Annotated in this window: 11 protein-coding genes and 1 tRNA gene; 7 read left to right on the top strand and 5 right to left on the bottom strand. The window is 68.1% G+C overall.

Annotation, left to right across the window (positions count from 1 at the left end; translation table 11 throughout):
* Positions 1-46: 46 nt before the first annotated feature.
* Positions 47-433, bottom strand: coding sequence for a hypothetical protein (locus ABL308_07270; GenBank protein ID XBQ17674.1), 387 nt, complete (start codon positions 431-433; stop codon positions 47-49).
* Between the two features lie 60 nt (positions 434-493).
* Entirely contained in the window at positions 494-3,271 is a 2,778-nt protein-coding gene (locus ABL308_07265) for a tetratricopeptide repeat protein (GenBank protein ID XBQ17673.1), read from the bottom strand.
* Positions 3,272-3,442: 171 nt separating this feature from the next.
* Between ABL308_07265 and ABL308_07260 the strand changes: the two genes are divergently transcribed.
* Positions 3,443-4,687: an FAD-dependent oxidoreductase gene (locus tag ABL308_07260; GenBank protein XBQ17672.1), complete on the top strand. Its 1,245-nt coding sequence runs from the start codon at positions 3,443-3,445 to the stop codon at positions 4,685-4,687.
* Between the two features lie 61 nt (positions 4,688-4,748).
* On the opposite strand, the gene ABL308_07255 is transcribed toward ABL308_07260, so the two are convergent.
* A complete protein-coding gene (locus ABL308_07255) occupies positions 4,749-7,688 on the bottom strand; it encodes a TonB-dependent receptor (GenBank protein XBQ17671.1) in 2,940 nt (979 codons plus the stop codon).
* Positions 7,689-8,022: 334 nt separating this feature from the next.
* Here ABL308_07255 and katG point away from each other — a divergent pair, with 334 nt between their 5' ends.
* Positions 8,023-10,203 (top strand): catalase/peroxidase HPI, encoded by a 2,181-nt coding sequence (gene katG, locus ABL308_07250; protein ID XBQ17670.1) that lies wholly within the window; start codon positions 8,023-8,025, stop codon positions 10,201-10,203.
* 139 nt (positions 10,204-10,342) lie between these two features.
* Here the strand turns inward: katG and ABL308_07245 are convergent.
* Positions 10,343-10,419, bottom strand: a tRNA-Arg gene (locus ABL308_07245).
* A gap of 154 nt (positions 10,420-10,573) precedes the next feature.
* Here ABL308_07245 and ABL308_07240 point away from each other — a divergent pair.
* From ABL308_07240 to ABL308_07220, 5 genes are all read left to right on the top strand, one after another.
* Entirely contained in the window at positions 10,574-11,026 is a 453-nt protein-coding gene (locus ABL308_07240; GenBank protein ID XBQ17669.1) for a BLUF domain-containing protein, read from the top strand.
* A gap of 62 nt (positions 11,027-11,088) precedes the next feature.
* Entirely contained in the window at positions 11,089-11,505 is a 417-nt protein-coding gene (locus ABL308_07235) for a response regulator (GenBank protein XBQ17668.1), read from the top strand.
* 73 nt (positions 11,506-11,578) lie between these two features.
* On the top strand, positions 11,579-12,373 hold the full coding sequence (locus ABL308_07230) for an SDR family oxidoreductase (protein XBQ17667.1): 795 nt from the start codon (positions 11,579-11,581) through the stop codon (positions 12,371-12,373).
* An 8-nt stretch (positions 12,374-12,381) separates the two neighbouring features.
* Positions 12,382-13,839 carry a bifunctional enoyl-CoA hydratase/phosphate acetyltransferase gene (locus tag ABL308_07225; protein XBQ17666.1) on the top strand — a complete coding sequence of 486 codons (1,458 nt, stop codon included), beginning with the start codon at positions 12,382-12,384 and terminating at the stop codon, positions 13,837-13,839.
* Positions 13,836-14,996 carry an acetate/propionate family kinase gene (locus ABL308_07220; GenBank protein XBQ17665.1) on the top strand — a complete coding sequence of 387 codons (1,161 nt, stop codon included), beginning with the start codon at positions 13,836-13,838 and terminating at the stop codon, positions 14,994-14,996. The genes ABL308_07225 and ABL308_07220 overlap by 4 nt, the downstream gene beginning before the upstream one ends.
* On the opposite strand, the gene ABL308_07215 is transcribed toward ABL308_07220, so the two are convergent.
* Positions 14,993-16,558, bottom strand: a complete 1,566-nt coding sequence (locus tag ABL308_07215; GenBank protein XBQ17664.1) for an EAL domain-containing protein — start codon at positions 16,556-16,558, stop codon at positions 14,993-14,995. The genes ABL308_07220 and ABL308_07215 overlap by 4 nt on opposite strands.
* Positions 16,559-16,592 lie beyond the last annotated feature (34 nt).

Genomic DNA, 16,592 nt, shown 5'->3' with positions numbered 1-16,592 from the left:
GCGCCGCGCCGGCCGGGCGGCCGGCTGGTCGATGGTGATCGAAAGCTCAGACGGAGAAAGGCGGCGCCCTGAGGCCGACGGGCGGGCCGCGAATCTGGCGGACCGTCAGGACGCCGGCCTGCGTGGCGGAGGCTGCGGATAGCGTAAAGGCGGGCCTGAACGGCGTACACGGCTCACACGGCGGCAAGGCCGCGAAGGTGCAGGCCGGGCAATCGTCAGGTGTGAAGGCCGTTTCCGCCGCGGGGTCTTCCAGGCCGGCGAGTTCGATGAGCTCGGCCATTGCGGCTCGGGCTTCCGCACTCGGCGTCAGAACGCCGCAGAAATAGCGCGCCTCGTCCACGCCGGCGGCCAGCGCAGTGGCGGCGAAGCCGGACCATAACGCCTGCAACGCGACGAACGCGGCGGCGACACGGATTAGAACAGAGCGGCGCATGCAGGATCGATTACTCACGATCGCCGTACCCGGCAAGCCGCTGTCTGGCGCTCGCGCCGCTTACGCCAGTTCGCCGAGATCGATTCCGGCGGCCTCGACGGCGGCGCGATCGGCTGCGATCTCTTCGGGGGCGGCGCGGCGGCCCGTTACGCGGCGGAGCCCGCCCTCGCCGGGACGCACCCATCGGCTCAGCAGCGCCGCGAGACGGATGTCGTAGGCCTGGATCTCGGCGGGCAGGCTGTCGAAGTCGACGAGGTTGGGATGGGTCCGCGCCGCGTCGTCGCGCACCTCGCCGAAGCGCCAGCCGTCCACCAGCCGGTCCGCAGCCCAGCGCAAGTGTTCGAGCCGGGCGATCTCCATCAGCTCGGTGGCGTTGCGGTACAGCGTCTCTTCGGGTGCGAGCGACGGCCGGGACTCCGGAGACAACCCGGCCTCGCCGGTCAGCGGGGTGACATCGAACCCCAGGCTCGCCAGCTTGGCGGGCAAATGGGCGACCGCGCGGCGATTGGATTGTCGGAAGCGCTCAGCGAGCGCCTCCCAGGGCGCGGCGGCCGGCCCGTCGCCGTCCTGGATGCGATAGGCCTCGTGATGGTCGCGCGCCAGACCGTCCGGCGTCCTGTCCAGCATGCCCGAAGCGGCGATCACTTCAGACCAGCTCGCGCAGGCGAGCACGGGAACCCCGGCGGCGAACGCCGCCCCGCCCTCATGGGCGGGCAGACCCGATCCCTTGCGCACGGGCAGGAAGACCGGCGCGTCGAACAGCGTCTCTGTCAGCGCCCGTTCGCGCAGGCCCAGCGCGATGCGCAGCGCGTCCTCGCCCGCCTCGGCGCCGACATAGGCCAGCGTCACCGGGGCAGCGGACAGGCGCGCCCTCAGCGCCGCGATCAGGTCGGGCGAGGCGCGCGCCTCCTGCGGCGCCCCGGACGCGGCCAGCGCCGCGCCGCGCGCCTGGTCGGTCGTCGCGATCGCGCCCAGGACCAGAACGGAGCTGGGATCGTCGCTCAGAAGTCCGTCATAGATCGATCGGGCCCGGACGAGCAGGTCCAGCGCGGCGGCCGGATCGCCCGCCTCGGTTTCGATCGCGCCCAGCCGGACGAGCGCCTGGGCCACGTCGCGAGCCGCCTGCGCGGAGTCCGGGGCAGCGTCGTAGATCAGCTCGGCGAGTTCCAGCGCCTCGGTCTGCGCCGCGCGCGCCGCCTGGTGATCGCCCAGCGCGAGCTCGGCCTCGCCGACATTGTCCAGGCTCACCACCAGATCGCGCTTGAACTGCATGGAGTCCGGATAGTCCGCGGCCAGGGCGCGACGGACGCCGAGGCCGGCCTGGTACCGGGCGAGCGCCTCGGCGGGTTCGGCGCGGATCATGTGAAGATCGCCGAGATTGTTGAGGCTCACCGTGAGATCGCGCTGCGCCCGGCCGGAGCCGGGGTTTTTCTCGGCCAGCCCGCTGCGAATCTCGAACGCGCGCTGATAGTGCGCCATCGCCCCGTCCAGATCGTTCCGGCCGCGCAGGATGTGACCCACCTTGTGCAGGTCGACCGACGCGCCGCGCAGATGAAGCGCGGACTCCGGGTCGATCTCGATCAGCTGTTCGGAGATCGCAAGCGAGGCGAGGCGCGCCTCCAGCGCCGCGGCCGTGTCGCCCTGCTCGACGAGGATGTCGCCGATCCGGTCGTAGGACACGCCGATATCGCGCAGGGCCTCGATCGACTCCGGTTCGAGCTCGCGCAGCGTCACCCGGATCTCGTGCGCTTCGCGGAACGCACTCAGCGCTGCGGGCAGATCGCCCAGCAGGCGATGGGTCTCGCCCATCCGGTTCAGGCTGACGGTCAGCGACCGCATCACCGTATACGCCCACCTCTCGGCGGCGGCCGGGTCGCCCTCGACGGGCAGAGCGTCGACGAGCGCGCGATTGATCGCACGAGCCTCGCGATAGGCCTCGAGCGCAGCGGTGTAATCGGCCAGGTCGCCATAGGCCTGACCCAGATCGTGCAGCGCCACCGACACGGTGCGCCTGTTCGGCGGATGGTCGGGATCGGCCGCCAGCGCGGCGCGCTCGATCGCGAGCCGGCGCTGAAACACTTCAAGCGCACCTACGGTATCGCCGTTGAGCACGAGCGCCTCGCCGAGCTGCTCGAGCAGACCTGGCTCTTCAGTTGAGCCTTCGGCGCGTTCCAGGGCGGTGCGCACGCTGGCGATCGCGCCTTCAAGATCGTCCGCCTCGATTTGCAGCACCGCCAGGATGCGCCATTCACGAAGACCGCCGGGGTCGAGCGCGACGATGCGCTGGAAGCGTTCGATCACCGAATTCAGCGGCACACGTCCGCGCCGCTGGGCGTCCAGCGCGAGGTTCGCGGTCGGCCGCCGGTCTTCGGCCTCGGCGGTGCGCGCGGCCGCCTCGCGGGCTGAAGCGCGGGCCTCAGCCAGATCGTCGAGCACGTCCAGCGCTCCTATCTCGTCGCCGGCGTTGAACCGCGCCAGCGCCGCCAACCCCTCTTCGGTTTCCACGATCGTTTCGAGCGCGCCGCGAAAAACCGCGATCTCCACCGCGTATTCGCGGTCACGCTCGGCGAGATCGGAAATAAGCGCCTCGTGCGCCTGCACGAGGCGCTCACGCTCGGCTTCGCCGGCCGCGACCTCCGAGGCAAGAGCGTCGATCTCGGCCTGCAAGGCGCGGGTCCGCTCGTCGGCGCGCCGCTGGATCGCGGCCTGCGTGGCGGCTGCAGCGTAGACCGCGGCGGAAATCTGCAGCTGTGCGTCGCGGTCGGTATTGCGCGCGAACGCCGTAGTGCTCGCGGCGAACAGCACGACGATCAAGAGGATTCGCAGAACGCCTGTCATCGCTCCGCCCCGCTTTTCACCTGTACGTTCTTCGTACGCCCCACAATTGCATTTTAACCACGTCCACATCCCGAGCGCCATAGCGAAGCGGTCCGGCTGCGCCGCGAACAGTCTTGCCGAGACGGCTGCGGGACGGTTCACTTCCCGCGCTATATTGAAAGAGGCGCGATGGTGCTCGATCGGATTACCGGCTTCACACGTAGAGGCACCCTCGCCGGTCTCGGCGCGGGGCTCAGCGGGTTTGCGCTGGGCGGCTGCGGCGGGCGGGGGTTCGGCGAGCCTGCGCCGCTGACCGGCGCGCGGATCACCCGCTGGGCGCAGGACCGGTTCGCGCGCGGGTCCTACTCCTTCCTCTCGGTCCGCGCCCGGCCTGAGGACCGGCTGGCGCTGGCTGCGCCGATCAGCGACCGCGTCTTCTTCGCCGGCGAGGCGACCGAGCCGGACAAGCCCTCCACCGTTCATGGCGCGCTGATGAGCGGCACCCGTGCGGCGCGGGAGATCGCGGCGACCCCGGCGAGGGCGATCGCGGTGATCGGCGCGGGCGCGGCGGGGCTCGCCGCGGCGCAGGCGCTGAGCGAGGCCGGGCGCACAGTCACCGTCTTTGAAGCGCGCGACAGGATCGGCGGACGGGTGCACACCGACCGCTCGCTCGGCCCGGCCCTCGATCTGGGCGCGAGCTGGATCCACGGCCTTGACGGAAACCCTGTGACAGCGCTGGCGCGGCGGGCCGGCGCGGACCTCGCCGTCACGTCCTGGGACCGGATCAGGATATATGACGCGGCGGGCCGTCGGCGGCGCTATCTGCTGACCCCGCAAACCTTCCGCGACACGCTGGATTACGAGCTCGGCTTCGCCGCCGACATGGCTGATCTTCACCCGTCCATGCGGTCGTTCACAGACGCCTTTCCCGGCGCGGAGGCGGTGTTTCCCGGCGGCTACGACCAGATCTTCGCCGTGCTCGGGGGCGATTACGCCGTCCGGCTGGGCGCGGAAGCCGAAGCGGTGGGATGGAGTGAGCACGGCGCGGAAATCGCGCTGGCCGGCGGCGAGGTCGTTCGAGCGGACGCCGTGCTCGTCACCCTGCCTTTGGGCGTGCTCGAGGACAGTGCGGTGCGCTTCGAACCCGGCCTGCCCGGCGCCAAGACCGGCGCGATCGACCGGCTCGGCATGGGGCTTCTGGACAAGGTCTATCTGAAATTCGAGCGCGCCTTCTGGCCTGAAGACGCCGACGGGTTCGGCTTCATGGCCGAAAGGCCGGGCCGCTTTGCGGGCTGGTTCAACCTGCACAAGGTCACGGGCGAACCAGTGCTTCTGGGCTTCACCGCCGGCTCGGCGGCGCATGCGCTCGACGATCTCGACGACGATCAGATCACTGCAGAAGCGCTGGCCGCCGTGCACGCCATGGCGGGGCGGTGACGCGGAAAAGAAAACCCCCGGGAGCCGGGCTCCCGGGGGTTCGCTCGCGTCTGAAGTCGTCCTAGCCGCCGAAGGTGTAGCGGAAGCCGAACTGGGCCTGCCAGCCATAGGTCTCGTACTGGCTGTTCACCGTGCGGCCGCCGTCGCGGAAGACCGCGACGAAGGGCTCGTCGTTGATGTTCTTGAAGTCGAGATAGGCGCGCAGGTTCTCGGTCACGTCGTACTTGGCCGAGAAATCGAACTGCATGTGGGCGTCGATGATCCGGTCGATCCCGGCGCCGCCTTCGTCGATCACGTCGATATACTCGTCGCGGAAGGACAGCGCGGCACGCAGATCGAGATCGCCGTCGTCATAGCCCAGGATCAGGTTGGCCACCTGCTCGGACTGCAGCGGCAGGGTGATCTCACGGCCGCCGGGCAGCGTGGCTTCGCTGTCGACATAGGTGTAGTTCGCCCCGATCACGGTGTGCTGCAGCAGGCCCGGCAGGAAGGTCAGCGCCTGCTGGTAGTTCAGTTCGAGACCGAGCAGATCGGCCTCTTCGATGTTCACGAAGCTCAGGCCTTCATCGATCGCGACGCCGTTCACCGTGATGCCCGTGAATTCCTGGGCGGCGATGAAGTTGTCGATCGACTTGTAGAACAGGCCGGCCGAGACCACCGAGTCGCGGTTGGGGTAGTACTCGACCGCGACGTCGAAATTGTGCGCCTGCTGACGTTCGAGATCGGGGTTGCCGAATTCGGCTTCCACATCGCCCCCGTCGTCCTGCTCGATGGCCACGCGCGGCGCGGCCTGGGCCAGATTCGGCCGCGAGATCGAGGCGTAATAGGCGCCGCGCAGCACCATGCGATCGCTCGCCTCGTAGCGCAGGTTCACGCTCGGAAGCCAGTCGGTGTAGTCGTTCGAGGCCCTGACCTCGCGGCGATACACCCGGTCGCCCTCGATCTCGGTCTCGTCGGCCACAGAGTCGTAGTCCGCTTCCACCGTATCGGCGATCAGCGTGCCCGGCAGGGCGGGGGCAGGAATGAAGCCGGCGAACGAGCCGGTGACGTCGCCGGCGACGACTTCTTCGACAGCCTGCTCGAGCACTTCGAAGCCGCGGGCTGCGTATTCGGTGTCCTCGACGCGGACCCCGCCGACGATGCGCAGCCGGTCGATGTCCACTGAAGCCATCAGATAGCCCGAGAACACGTCTTCCTCGGCCCGGTAGAAGTCCGCCGCCGAGCCGATCGCGGTGTTGATCGGGTCGAGTTCGAAGTCGGACCGGTTGGCGAAGAAGAACTGGCGCAGCGCGCCCGCCGAAGGGGTCACGCCGATCGGGTTGAGGCCGAAATCGACGGTCTCGCCGAACTCGTCGAGGAACAGGTCGCGCGGACCGAAGCCGTCATAGACTTCGAGATCGGCGGTGTAGCCCTTCTCGCGGGTCCGGTAGCTGAGGCCGCCCTGCACATAGCCGTAATACCGGCCGAAGCTGGTTTCGCGATTGAGGTTGAACTCGGCGGACCATTCGTCGTCTTCGGCGACGCCGTTGAGGTATTCGAGATCGTCGAACTCATAGGCCGAGGCGTCGAAATAGGCCGCTTCGGAGGCGGCGTCGCCGAACACCAGGCGCGGCCGGATCGGGTTGCTCACGTCCACGCCGAACACGCCGGTGTCGAAGTTCTGGCGGAACGCGGCGTCGATCCGGTTCGGCTCGGCTTCCTCGGCGTAGGCGTAGGCGATCTGGTAATCGGCCGTCCAGGCGCCGAAGATCGACTCCCCGCCGGCCGCGATCGCGTAGATGGTCTGGGTTTCCAGGCGGTCCTTGATGTCGCGATCGACCTCGTACTCGTCAGAGCCGGTGGCGTTGAAGAAGGCCACGCCGCCGCCCGAGGCCGCGGTGCTGTACTCGGCGTCTTCGAACTTGTTCTCGACCCGCGACCGGAATTCCTGGTCTGAGAAGTCCGAATAGGTCGTGCGCAGATAGAGCGAGGTGCTCTCGCTGGCGTCGAAGTCCAGATTGAACACGTAGGAGGTCCGCTCCCGCGTGATGTCGTAATTGCGCAGTTCGAACTCGCCCGGGAACGGCACCGACTCGCCGAAATCCCAGCCGCCGTCGACTTCGACGTTGTCCGACCCGAACGCGCGCTCCTGGTCGGAGACCGAAAGCGCCACGCCCAGACGGCCGTCCATGAAGTTGTCGGCGAAGGTCACCGAGCCGCGATAGCCGTAATCTTCCACGATGTCGGCGTAGATGCCGCGCAGGCGCACTTGCAGCAGGCGGTCGTCCTGATCCAGGCCCGACAGCGTCTCGATCTCGATATTGCCGCCGATCGTGTCGCCGGGCATGTCCGGCGTCAGCGACTTGGAGATCACGATCGAGGACAGCACGTCGGAATCGATCACGTCGAGCGGCACCTGGCGGTTGTCGCTTTCCGGCGAGGGCAGGCGCACGCCGTTGACCGTGGTGGTGTTCAGGTTCGGGTCGATGCCGCGGATCGAGACGAAGCGGCCTTCGCCCTGGTCGTTGAGCACGTTCACGCCGACCGCGCGGCGCGCGGCCTCGGCGACGTTCTCGTCAGGCAGGCGGTCGACCGCGTCCGAAGAGAGCACCGCGATCAGGCCGTCGGCCGAGCGCTGGCGGTTGATCGCGTCGGTCAGCTGGCCGCGCTGGCCGACCACGAGGATGTTGTCGCGCACCGACACGTCGCCGCCGAGCGTGAAGTTGGTGGTCACCGCGTCCGCGTCAGAGGTCAGCACGACCTGACGGGTCTGCTGGTCCGCGCCCAGATAGCTGACCTCCAGCGTGTATTCGCCGGCCGGCACGTTGGCGAAGCGGAATTCGCCCTGGCGGTCGGTCGAGGTGGTCTGACCGGTCTCCACGATGCGCACGATCGCGCCCTGAAGGCCGATATCGCCGGTGGCTTCCGTGATGCGGCCGGTGATCTCGGCCGCGTTCGCGGCGGTGGCGGCGGCGAGCGCCAGCACCGAAGCGGCGCCGAGCATGAGTGCGGTGCGTTTCATCATATCCCCCTTGAGGTCCGTGCCGGTCCGGAAATCCCGGAATTCCGAGAGGGGTTATGGGATCGGTTCGCTACGCTTCGATGACGGCTGGGCGACACCATGATGAAGCCCGGCGTGTCCGATCGACGCGGCCGGAATGTGATGCATTCAGGCGACAGCCGGGCAGGCGGCGCTGGCGGCCGGCCTTTAAATCTATGGAAAAATAACAAGACATCGATTTCGCCTATGGGCTTTATCACTATTCTGAGTGTGACAATTCGGGGCCGGCCGGGTCATGCTTTGCGACTAGAACGGCGCGCGCCCCTCTGCCCGCCGCCAGCCCGAGGAGCCCCTCATGGACGACCAGGCCCGCTGCCCCTTCGCCCGCACCGCCCCCAGCCAGGGGCGCACCAATCGCGACTGGTGGCCGAATTCGCTCGACCTCTCCATCCTCACCCATGGCGGGGTGAGCCCCAGCCCGATGGAGCCGGGCTTTGATTACGCCGAGGCGTTCAAGAGCCTCGATCTCGACGCGGTGAAGGCCGATCTCGCCGCGCTGATGACGGACTCCAAGCCCTGGTGGCCTGCCGATTACGGTCATTACGGCCCCTTCTTCATCCGCATGGCCTGGCACGCGGCGGGGACCTATCGCGTCTCCGACGGCCGCGGCGGCGCCAATTCCGGCGCCCAGCGCTTCGCCCCGCTCAACTCCTGGCCCGACAACGCCAATCTGGACAAGGCGCGGCGCCTGCTCTGGCCGATCAAGCAGAAATACGGAAACAAGCTCAGCTGGGCCGATCTTCTGGTGCTGACCGGAAACGTGGCGCTGGAGACGATGGGCTTTAAGACCTTCGGCTTCGCCGGCGGCCGTGAGGACATCTACGAGCCCGAGACCGACGTCTACTGGGGCACCGAGGCCGAATGGCTGGGCGACCAGGACCGGTTCACCGGCGACCGCTATCTCGAGAACCCGCTGGCCGCGAGCCATATGGGGCTGATCTACGTCAATCCCGAGGGCCCCGGCGGAAAGCCCGATCCCGAAGCCGCCGCGCACGACATCCGCGTCACCTTCGGCCGCATGGCGATGAACGACGAGGAGACCGTGGCGCTGATCGCGGGCGGTCACACCTTCGGCAAGTGCCACGGCGCGGCGGACGCCGAGGTCGGCCCCGAGCCTGAAGGCGCGGACATTGCGAGCCAGGGCTTCGGCTGGACGAACGCGCACGGGCTCGGCCATGGCGCGCACACCCACACCTCAGGGCTCGAAGGCCCCTGGACCCAGGAGCCGACCAAGTGGACGAACCGGTATTTCGAGAACCTGTTCAGTTACGAGTTCGAGCTGACGAAAAGCCCCGCCGGCGCCTGGCAGTACGCGCCCAAGGGTCAGGACGACCTCGCTCCCGGCGCCCATGACGAAGGCCCGGTCGGCACGATCATGCTCACCACCGACCTCTCGCTGAAAGCCGATCCGGACTACGAGAAGATCTCCCGGCGCTTTTACGAGAACCCCGACCAGTTCGCCGACGCGTTCGCGCGGGCCTGGTTCAAGCTGACCCATCGCGACATGGGCCCCAAGAGCCGCTATCTCGGCCCGGAAGTCCCCGAAGAAGATCTGATCTGGCAGGACCCGGTTCCGGCGGTCGACCACGCGCTGATCGACGATGCGGACGCGAAGGCGCTCAAGCGAGAGATCCTCGGCGCGGGCGTCGCTCCCGCCGATCTGGTCTTCACCGCCTGGGCTGCGGCCTCGATCTACCGCGACTCAGACAAGCGCGGCGGCGTGAACGGCGCACGCATCCGCCTGGCCCCGCAGAAGGACTGGGAAGCCAACGAGCCCGCCCGCACCGGCCCGGTGCTCAAGGCGCTCGAAAAGATCAAGGCGGAGTTCGACGGCGAGGGCGAAAAGAAAGTCTCGCTCGCCGACCTCATCGTGCTCGGCGGCGACGCGGCGGTCGAAAAGGCCGCCGAAGCCGCCGGCGTTCCGGTCGACATTCCCTTTACGCCGGGCCGCACCGACGCCACCGAAGCGATGACCGACGCGGAGAGCTTCGAACCGCTCGAGCCGGCCGCGGACGGGTTCAGGAACTATGTCCACGCCGAGCACACCGTGCCGGCCGAGGAGCTTCTGGTCGACCGGGCCCGGCTTCTGACGCTGTCGGTTCCGGAGATGACGGTGCTGATCGGCGGGCTGCGCGTGCTCGGCGCCAATCACGGCCGCAAGCCAGAGGGCGTGTTCACCGACCGGCCGGGCGTGCTCACGCCGGACTTCTTCACGAACCTTCTGGACATGGCGACCGCCTGGAAGCCCGAGGACGGCTCGGAGAAGGTCTTCATCGGCTCCGACCGCGAGACCGGCGCGGAGCGCTGGCGGGGCAGCCGGGTCGATCTCGTCTTCGGCTCGAACTCACAGCTGCGCGCGGTGGCCGAGGTCTACGCCCAGGACGACATGAAGGAGCGCTTCGTGCACGACTTCGCCCGCGCCTGGCGCAAGGTGATGATGCTCGACCGCTTCGACACGCCCGATCAGCGGGTCTAGCGGTTATCCAACCAAAAAGCCCGGCGCGGCGCGCCGGGCTTTTTTTTCAACCGCTCCGGGCGCGAAAGCGCCCGCAAGCGCGACCGCGCGCCGGCCCCTGATGGGCCGAATGCGAGCGAAGCGAGGCAATAAAAGGGAATGGTGTCCCCGACAGGATTCGAACCTGTGACCCTCAGATTAGGAATCTGATGCTCTATCCTGCTGAGCTACGGGGACACGCGGCGTGTTTCTAACAAGCCCGAACGCGGCGGGCCAGCGCCGAGCGCGGCGGCGCGAACGGTTCGCGGCGACTGAATAATAAATTATGTCCGGGGTGACGAGCGAGCTCGAACGATGCAGGTCTACCTGAGGCAGAAACCGGGAGACACCGATGGTCGACGCATGCCTGTATTTCAGCCGCGCCGACGGGGCGACCGATCCGATAGCCGTGCGCGAGCGCCTCGCCGGGATCGCAGCGCAGAGCCGGCCGAACAACACTGCCGACGAGATCACCGGCGTGCTGGCGGGCAGCCGCGACGCCTATCTTCAGCTCGTCGAGGGGCCGCGCGGCGCGCTCAGCCGTCTGCTCGAGCGGATCTATCGCGACGAGCGCCATGACGGCGTCGTGCTGGCGCGTTACTGGACGCCGGGCGAGCGGCTGTTCGCAAACTGGGCGATGACGCCGATCCAGCCTGAAAAGCGCGCCGATCTGGTGTTCGACTACGCGGCGCTCCGCGCGATGGACGCGGACGCGCTGATGAAACGGCTCATCGAGCTGGCCGCCCTGTCAGGCGCGTCCGACCCTGCGCCGATCGATATCGACGAGGATGTGGTCCGGCTGTAGCCTCGCTGGTCACGGCGTGCGGGCTCGGCTACCCTGCGGCCCAGTCTAGGGGCCCCTACTTCATGACCGAGACGCCTGAGCACCGCCGCGTCCTGCTGGTCGAAGACGACGACCAGGACGCCTTCCTGTTTGAGAAAATGCTGCGCGAGGATGTCGGCGCCGCCGAGATTGAGCGCATGGTCGAGGGCCGGCAGGCCTTCGAATCGCTCAAAGCCGGCCCCGCCCCCGACTGCGTCGTGCTCGATCTCAGGCTTGCGGGCGAGGACGGGCTCTGGCTGCTCGACCGGATGCTGGAAGACGAGACGCTGGCGCGCATTCCGGTGATCGTGTTCTCGGGCGACGCGGACCGGCTGCAGCGCGCCTGTGCGAGCTTTCCCAACGTAGTCAGCTCGGTGAAGAAGCCCGAAACCCTCGACCAGTACCGCGCCGCGCTGACGATCGTCGCCGCGATCCTGGCCGCTGCGGTCGACGGGCGCTGAGAGAGTTCCCACGGCCGGTTAAATCACTCTAGGCTCGCCGCTGAAGTGTTCAGGTCTGGCAGAGGCGGGCGTCATGGATTTCACAGGAAAGGTCGCAATCGTCACCGGCGGCGCGAGCGGGATCGGCAAGGCCGTCGCAGAGGCGCTGCACGCGCGCGGGATGAAGATCGCGGTGGCCGATCTCGACGGCGCGGCGGCGGCGAAGGTCGGCGAGGCGTGCGGCGGCATGGGCCGGGCGGTGGACGTGACCGACGAGTTCTCGCTGACCCGCTTCATCAACCAGGTCGAGCGCGAGCTGGGCGAGATCGATCTTTATTTCTCCAACGCCGGGATCGGCGCGACCGACGGGCCGGGCTGGGGCCCGGGCGACGCGCCGAACGCCGCCTGGCAGGCCTGCTGGGACGTCAACGTCATGGCCAGCGTGTACGCCGCCCGGCACCTGGCGCGGAAGATGGCCGCGCGCAGCGGCGTGTTCATCGTCACCGCCTCGGCCGCAGGCCTGCTCAACCAGATCGGCGACGCGGCCTATTCGGCCACCAAGGCCGCGGCGGTCTCGTTCGCCGAGAGCATGGCGATCGCCCATGGCGACGACGGGCTGCAGGTCCATTGCCTGTGCCCGGAAGGGGTGAAGACGCCGCTCGTCAAAGGGATCGAAGGCGGGGCGCAGGGGTTGTCGGGATATATCGAACCCGAGGACGTGGCCGGCGCCCTTCTCAAGGCGATCGAGGACAAGCGCTTTCTCGTGACCACCCACGAACAGACGCCGCAATACGCCGCCATGAAAGGCGGCGAGCGCGACCGCTGGGTGGGCGGCATGCGCAAGCTGCGGCGCATGCTGCTTCAGGCCAATAACGGCCGGCCGATGTAGGAGGCCCGATGGCCGACAGACAGATGGCTGAAAACGCACCGGCGCGCGCCCGCGCCCTCGACGAGATCGAGATCGGAGAGACCGCCGAGACCCGGCGCACGGTCACCGCGAACGATCTCGTTTTCTATTCGCACGCCTCGGGCGATCTCAACCCGCTGCACCTGCCCGAGATCGACGGCGACGGGGACGGCCGGCCCGAAGCGTTCGCGCCGGCGGCCTATCTGGGCGGGCTGGTCGCAGCCCTGGTCGCACGCACCCTGCCCGGCCCCGGCTCGCGCGCGCTGCGCTGGACCGGAGAGGTCGGCGCGCCGCTCAGCCTGGGGCAGACCGCGGCCATCCGGCTTGAAGTCACCGGCAAGGACGAGAAGACCGTCACGCTCGCCGCCCGGGTCGACGGCCCGGACGGAACCGCCTTCACCGGCGAGCTCGTCGTCGCGCCCCCCGAGAACCCGCGCGAATTCGAAGGCTACGCCCTGCCCGACCTGCTGGTGCGCCGGCATCCCCATTTCGACCGGCTTTTGAAGGCGTGCGAGGGGATCGAGGCGGCGCGCACCGCCGTGGTCTGCCCTGAAAGCGAGGACTCCCTTCACGGCGCGCTGATGGCCGCCGATCGCGGGCTGATCAAGGCGGTGCTGGTCGGCCGGCCCGAAAAGATCGAGGCGGCGGCTGGAAAAATCGGCCGCGACCTGTCGGGCTTCGAAATCGTCGAGGCGGGCGATGCGAAGGCCGCCGCGGAGACCGCCTGCCGCATGGTCGCCGAGGGCGAAGCCGCCTCGATCATGAAGGGCCATCTTCACACCGACACGCTTCTGAGGGCGGTGCTGAACCGGGCCTTCGGGCTCAGGGGCGACAGCCGCGTCTCGCACTGCTTCGTCATGGACGTGCCGGGGATGGATCGGCTGATCCTGGTCACCGACGCGGCGGTCAATATCGAGCCCGATCTCGCCGCCAAGGCCGACATCGTCCAGAACGCCATCGATCTGGCCTGCGCGCTCGGCGTGAAGACGCCCAGGGCGGCCGTGCTCTCGGCGGTGGAGACGATCAACCCCGCCCTGACCTCGACGCTGCACGCCGCAGCGCTCGCGAAGATGGCCGATCGCGGCCAGATCAGGCGCGGCCTGGTGGACGGCCCGCTCGCCATGGACAACGCGGTCGATCCCGGCGCGGCGAAAGTGAAAAAGCTTAAGGGCGAGGTCGCCGGCCGGGCGGAAATCCTGGTCGCGCCCGATATCGAGGCGGGCAACATGCTCGCCAAGGAGCTGACCTTCATCGCGCGGGCGGAAAGCGCCGGGGTGGTGATCGGCGCGCGGGCGCCGGTGATCCTGACCAGCCGCGCGGACAACGAGTTCTCCCGTCTGATGAGCTGCGCGGTCGCCGCGCTCCACGCGGTCTGGCTGAAGACCGGAAAGCCTGCGCCGGGCCTGACCGACGATGACGATGCGGGCGAAGAAGGAGGCGAGGCGTGAGCCTTCTCACCCTCAACGCCGGCTCGTCGTCTCTGAAATTCGCCGTCTACGCTCGCGACGGGCGCGAGCGGCGGCTGACCGGTCATGTCGACGGCGTCGGTCAGGATCAGGCCGAACTCACCCTGAAGCGCCCTGGCCGGGAGGACGAGACCCGCACCCTCAAACGCGGCGGATCGCATGAAGGCGCGCTCGAGGCCGCGCTCGAGATCGCCGGCGAGGCGGCGGGCGAGCGCGTGCATGGCGTCGGTCACAGGATCGTTCACGGCGGGGCGCGGTTTTCAGGTCCCGCCGAGATCACCGCCGAGGTCGAAGCGGAGATCGAAAATCTCGTCCCGCTCGCCCCGCTGCACCAGCCCCATAACCTCAAGGCCGTGCGCACCGCGCGGAAAGCCTTTCCCGCCGCGGTCCAGGTCGCCTGTTTCGACACCGCCTTTCATCGCACGCACGGTTTCACCGCCGACGCCTTCGCCCTGCCCGCGCGCTATTACGAGCAAGGCGTGAGGCGCTACGGCTTTCACGGGCTGAGCTATCAGTATCTCGCCCGCGCCCTGAGCGAGGCCGAGGGCGGCACGCCTTCACGCGCCGTGCTCTGTCATCTGGGGTCCGGCGCGTCGCTGTGTGCGATTCAAGACGGGGTGAGCTGCGACAGCTCGATGGGCTTCTCCGCGCTCGACGGCCTGCCCATGGCGACCCGATGCGGACAGATCGATCCCGGCGTGCTGCTCTATCTGATGAGCGAGGAAGGCCTCGGCGCCGAGGCGCTGACGGATCTGCTCTACAGGCAGAGCGGGCTGAAAGGTCTGTCCGGAACCAGCGGCGACATGCGCGCGGTCGAAAGCGCGGGCACCGACGCGGCGAAGGCCGCCTTCGCCTACTTCATCGCCCGCTGCCGGCGCGAGATCGCGGCGATGTGCGCCAGCCTGCAGGGGCTCGACGCGCTCGTCTTCTCCGCCGGGATCGGCGAACACTCGCCGTCTGTCAGGGCAGCGGTGTGCGAGGGGCTGGGCTGGCTGGGCGTCGAGCTGGATCTCGACGTGAACGCGCGCGCCGGCGGCGCGCCGGTGAAGATCAGCGCGCCCGACAGCGCGGTTTCGGTCTGGATGATCCCGACCGACGAAGAACAGGTGATCGCCGAAGCCGCCGCGCGCTTCGTCTAACCGAACGCTTCGATCGCGCCTTGGCGGACGGCTCTGGGTTTGAAGCGTTCGCCCAGTTCGGCGAGCGGAAAAGGCTTGCCATAGAGAAAGCCTTGAAGCAGGTCGAAGCCGGCCTGTTCAAACACCAGCGCTTGCCAACGGTGTTCGACGCGTTCGGCGACCACCTGAGAGCCGAGCCCGTGCGCGAAGCGCGCCATCTCGCGAAACATTTCGCGCTCCCATTCGGTGGGATTGGACTGCGGGACGAGGCCCCCGTCCAGCTTGATCATGTCGACCGGCAGCTTGAACAGATAGGCCATCCCCGCCGCCCCGGAGCCGAAATCGTCGATCGCGATACGATATCCCATCGAGCGCAGACGATCAGTGATACTGCGGACAAGTTCGAAGTTCTGGATTTCAGCGGTTTCGGTGATCTCGAAGACGAGGCGCTCCGGCGCAATTTTGGTCGCGCGCAGCTTGGCGTTCAGCATATCGAAAAAGCCCGGCGCGCCGAGCGAGCGGGGCGATAAATTCACGTGCAGGCCGGGCCGGTCAGGCGAAGCTTCGAGGAATTCGATCGCAGCCTCGCACATCGCCAAATCAAGATCGATCGTCGCCTCGCTCTGCTCGGCCAGCAGGAGGCCTGGCGCGAAGGAACGCCCGCCAGGCAGGCGGCAAAGCATTTCGTATTGCGCCGGCGCGCCTGCCTTCGGATCAACCAGGGGCTGCACGTAGGGTTCGAAAATCCGATTGTGAATCGACAGCTTGACCGCAAGCTTGCGCGCCTCTGAAAGGCGCCGCGCGCGTTCAGCGACGGCGGCGTAGGGATCGTCGAACGCGGGATCGATGTCGTCGGGATCGAACCCGGCTGCGGCTTCCAGGAACACCTCGACGGCCTGCTCCGGCTCTAGGCCTTCGGTCTTGAGTGAGCGTGAGGCCGCACTGACCCGCTCGAAACCCTCGGCGCGGGCGAGCGCGTCGATGTCGGCTTCCAGTTGTTTGAGCGCACCGGGCTCTGCCGGCAAAAGGCCGACCACCGTTTCGGAGATCTCCGTCCGCACGTCCTCGAAGGCGTGCAGTCGTGCGAGTTGCTGAAGCGACTCGAAGAACCCGTCCGCCTCGCGATCGCTGAGCACGTCTCGGACCTCTTCGGCGTTGTCGAGCCAGACCAGCGCGAGATCGACCGAGCGCCCGGCCGCGCGTGCCTTTTCGATCGCCCGTCCGGCAGCCTCTGCGAACTCACCGCCGGAAGCCGCTGCGCCCTGCTTGTCTTTTTTCAGCCGGATCGCCCATTGAATGCTGGGCGCGTCCTTCATCCGCCAGGCGCTCAGCTCGCCACGCGCATCACCGGACTGGATCGGGAACGGTCCAGCCCGTCCCTGATTGGGCGGGGCGTTCAGCACCGTGGCGATTATCGATCGTCCCGCAGGCCCGAAGCAGTCGGCGAGCGTTGATCCAGACGTCACGGTCGCGAGCCCTTCGAACCGGCTGGTTGCGCCGGCGTGAAAGCCGATCACACCTTCAAGGTCGGTCTCGATCAGTATGTCCGCCGTCGAGAACGAGAACGCGACAAATCTCGTCAAAGCCGAATCCGTCATCGCACCACCCCACTTTCGC

It is taken from the genome of Oceanicaulis sp. (assembly GCA_040112665.1).
Taxonomy (GTDB): domain Bacteria; phylum Pseudomonadota; class Alphaproteobacteria; order Caulobacterales; family Maricaulaceae; genus Oceanicaulis.
This window is presented reverse-complemented; position numbering and strand designations above follow the sequence as displayed.

What these genes read in the sequence shown, in the direction of transcription:
- ABL308_07270 (XBQ17674.1), bottom strand. Translation starts at nt 433, where the DNA reads ATGCGCCGCTCTGTTCTAATCCGTGTCGCCGCCGCGTTCGTCGCGTTG.
- ABL308_07265 (XBQ17673.1), bottom strand. Translation starts at nt 3,271, where the DNA reads ATGACAGGCGTTCTGCGAATCCTCTTGATCGTCGTGCTGTTCGCCGCG.
- ABL308_07255 (XBQ17671.1), bottom strand. Translation starts at nt 7,688, where the DNA reads ATGAAACGCACCGCACTCATGCTCGGCGCCGCTTCGGTGCTGGCGCTC.
- katG (XBQ17670.1), top strand. Translation starts at nt 8,023, where the DNA reads ATGGACGACCAGGCCCGCTGCCCCTTCGCCCGCACCGCCCCCAGCCAG.
- ABL308_07240 (XBQ17669.1), top strand. Translation starts at nt 10,574, where the DNA reads ATGGTCGACGCATGCCTGTATTTCAGCCGCGCCGACGGGGCGACCGAT.
- ABL308_07235 (XBQ17668.1), top strand. Translation starts at nt 11,089, where the DNA reads ATGACCGAGACGCCTGAGCACCGCCGCGTCCTGCTGGTCGAAGACGAC.
- ABL308_07230 (XBQ17667.1), top strand. Translation starts at nt 11,579, where the DNA reads ATGGATTTCACAGGAAAGGTCGCAATCGTCACCGGCGGCGCGAGCGGG.
- ABL308_07225 (XBQ17666.1), top strand. Translation starts at nt 12,382, where the DNA reads ATGGCCGACAGACAGATGGCTGAAAACGCACCGGCGCGCGCCCGCGCC.